Origin of the sequence: Candidatus Frankia nodulisporulans (assembly GCF_902806475.1) — a bacterium.
Taxonomy (GTDB): domain Bacteria; phylum Actinomycetota; class Actinomycetes; order Frankiales; family Frankiaceae; genus Frankia; species Frankia umida.
In genome coordinates, this window is sequence record NZ_CADCWS010000348.1 from 1 (window position 1) to 3,507 (window position 3,507).

The 3,507-nt window shown below is 72.4% G+C and carries 2 protein-coding genes; both read left to right on the plus strand.

Annotated features, from left to right (window positions below):
- Window positions 1-532: 532 nt before the first annotated feature.
- Window positions 533-1,222: a copper resistance CopC family protein gene (locus G6R24_RS19445; RefSeq protein ID WP_163550612.1), complete on the plus strand. Its 690-nt coding sequence runs from the start codon at window positions 533-535 to the stop codon at window positions 1,220-1,222.
- A 200-nt stretch (window positions 1,223-1,422) separates the two neighbouring features.
- A partial coding sequence (locus G6R24_RS19450) for a bifunctional copper resistance protein CopD/cytochrome c oxidase assembly protein (protein ID WP_225438764.1) occupies window positions 1,423-3,507 on the plus strand: 2,085 nt, incomplete at its 3' end.

Below are 3,507 nucleotides of genomic sequence, written 5' to 3' on the forward strand. Positions count from 1 at the left end.
TTAACCTACGGCCATTGGGCCCACGGGTGACACGAAAACCCGCACCGTCGGCGTACAGGACGGCATCCAGCAGTGGCAGCCGGACGGAAGGTGAAGCTCCTGCTCGATGCAGATCGCCGTTCGCGGTACACGCCGGATCGGCCGCGAAACCACTGTCCGGCGCACGCGCCGGACACCTCCGCCGGTCAGGGGCCGACGATCATAGGTCGGGCGCGTTGCGGTGAACCGCGACGCGGTGCCGTCCATCGACCATGGCCACGATCCGTGACGCTGCTTCCGGGGGTCACGGGTGTGCAGGGTGCACAGGGGTCGCTGTGGGGGCGTTCGTGTCCGATTTGCCCCCCATGGCGACCCGCGTAGGCGGATCTTGCTTTGGGGGCAGTTGCGGGACGTGGTGGTGGCGGGGGTGGGTTGCTGGGTGTGCGGGTGATGGGTGGGACGCAGAGGGTGATGACGTGTGGTCCTTGCTGCCGCGTCGGCACCGCCCGGCAGGGAGCAGGATGGACTTTCTACCGGGCGTAGAATCTCGGGGGTGCGACGACAGGGGCAGGTCCGGGCTGGTAGCCGTCACCGCGAGCGGGCGCGGGCGCCGATCGGGCGCGTGGTGGCCTGCCTGCTCGTGGCGCTGCCGGCGCTGGTGATCGGGCTGGCCGCACCGGCTTCGGCCCACTCACGACTGGTGTCGACCTCCCCGGCCGCGGACGCCACCGTGGCGGACCCGCCGACCGAGGTCACCCTCACCTTCAGCGAGTCGATCTCGTCCCGCTACACCCGGGTGGCCGTCACCGGGCCCGACGGTGCTCCCCACACGGACGGGGCACTACGGGTGCAGGGCGGTACCGTTCACCAGCCGCTGACGGCGACGAGTAACGGTGTGTATACCGTCTCCTATCAGGCGGTGTCCGCCGATGGTCATCCCATCGGGGGTACCTTCACCTTCACTGTCACGCAGGCCGCCACACCGACCCCCACCACCCCGCCGGACGCCACCCCGCCCACCACCACCTCGCCGGGCGCCTCCACCGTCACTGTCTCGCCGACGGCCACGGCGACCGACGCGTCCGCCAGTGCTGTCCCGACCCCGGCTACCACCGCCGACGACCCTGACGACGGGGGCGGCATCGGGGGGTGGGGCATCGCCGGTCTGGGCGTGCTCGCGGTCGCGGTGGTCGGGGGCGCGCTGTACTTCGTCCGACGTCGACGCCGGCCGGGAGAACACTGATCATGGACCTCCCCCCCGCACCGGGCACGCCTTCGGACGCGGCCGGCGACAGCGCTCCCCCACCCGACCCCACGGGTGTCCCGGCAGGCTCGGCCGAACCGGCAGGCTCGGCCAAATCGGCGGGCTCGGCCGAACCGGCGAGTGTTCGGGCGGGCTCGGCCCCGTCCGAGGATTCCCCTCGACGGGGGACGGCCGGGCGGATGCCACCGATCGCGGTGGCCGCGGGGCTGGCAGGGCTCGGTGTGCTGGCGCTGGTGGTCTGGACCGGGCCGGGGCCGCTGCGGCTGCCCGGGCTGCCGTCGTCGGGCACGGGGACGAACTGGGCGCTGCCGATGTCCCAGCTGGTCGGGCGGATCGCCGCGGTGGCCACACTGGGCTGGCTGCTGACCGCCGCGACCCTGCTGCCCTCCGCCCGCGGCGCGGCGCCGAAGACCCTGACCGCGACGGCCCGTCGGTGTGGCCGGCAGGCGGCCAACGCGGCGGCGGTGTGGCTCGTGGCGACCCTCGCCGAGCTGGTCTTCACCCTCTCCGAGGTCTCCGCCCGACCCGCCGGTGACGTGCTGGACCGGCACGCGCTGCGCCTGTTCGTCACGTCCACCGGGCAGGGACGCGCGCTGCTCATCGTCGCGGCGCTCGCCCTCGTCCTCGCGATCATCGCCCGGACCGTGACCACGACCACCGCCGCCGGCGCGCTGCTGATCGTCGCGGGGGCGGCGCTGCTGCCGCCGATCCTGACCGGGCATGCGGCGAGTTCCGGTGATCACGCGGTGGCGGTCGTGGCGCTCACCGTGCATGTGCTCGCCGCGACCAGCTGGGTCGGTGGCCTGCTGGGACTGCTCTCGGTCGCCCGGCTTCCGCTCGCCTCCTTCGGCCCGGCGCTGCGGCGATACGGCGTCGTGGCCACCCTCGCCGCCGCCGCGACCGCGCTCACCGGCATCGGCAGCGCGGCGCTACGCCTCGGCGGCGTCGAACCGTTGTGGCAGACCCGTTACGGCGTCCTCGTCCTGCTCAAGACGGCCGGGCTCATCGCGGCGGTCATCCTCGGTGCCGTGCTGCGACGCCGAGTCGTCAACCGGCTCATCGCGTCCACCGCGACCACCTCGCCGACTTCGACCACCTCGACCACCGCGTCCACCTCGACCAGCGCGTCGGCCTCAACCAGCGCGTCGGCCTCGACCACCGTGTCCAGTGGCGGTGTCGATGTGGGACGGACGGCGGTCCTCGGGCGGTTCCTGCGGCTCGCGGGGGTCGAGCTGATCGTGCTCGTGGCGACGTTCGGGCTCGCGGTGGGACTGTCCCGTACCGCTCCCCCGGTCGACGACGCGTTCGTGCCGAACGATCCGAACCGGGCGCTGCTCGGCTATCCGATGCCACCGGCGGTGACGGCCTGGCGCCTCGCGCTGGACTGGCGTATCGACTGGGTGTTCCTCATCGGCTCCCTGCTCGGCGCGGGGACGTATCTGGCGGCCCTGCTGCGCCTGCGGGCCCGCGGTGACCGCTGGCCGATCGGACGCACCATCGCCTGGTTCGTCGGCCTGTTCGTCGTGGTCGCCGCGACCTCCAGCGGACTCGGACGCTACGGCCCGGTGCTGCTCAGCGTGCACATGACCCAGCACATGCTGCTGAACATGCTGGCGCCGATCCCGCTCGTCCTCGGTGCGCCGGTGACGTTGGCGCTGCGCGCGCTGCGCCCGGCCAAGGCCCCGCATCGCAGTGGGCCGCGGGAATGGCTGGTCGCCGGACTGCACTCGTGGCCGGTGCGGTTCCTGACGCATCCGGTGGTGGTCAGCATCAACTTCGTCAGCGGTCTGTACGTGCTGTACCTGACGTCGCTGCTGTCCACGCTCATGAGCAACCATCTCGGCCACCTCTACATGAACGTGCACTTCCTCGCGGTCGGCCTGCTGTTCTTCGAGCTGATCATCGGCATCGACCCGTTGCCGCGCCGGCTGCCGCACCCGGGCCGCATCCTCATGCTGATCGCGATCGTGCCGTTCCACACCTTCCTCGGCCTGACCATCATGGGGACGTCCAACCTGCTGGGCTCGGGCTGGTACGACCGGCTGGTCCGGCCGTGGGGGTCCAGCCCGCTCAGCGACCAGCACACCGCCGGCGGGATCGCCTGGTCGTTCGGGGAGCTGCCGACCTTCACCGTGCTGCTGGTGCTCGTCGCCCAGTGGGCCCGCACCGACGACCGGCGCAACCGCAACCGCGAACGGCGCATCGCCGCCGCCGGTGACGTCGACGTCGAGCTGGACGCCTACAACGCCTACCTGGCGCGGCTG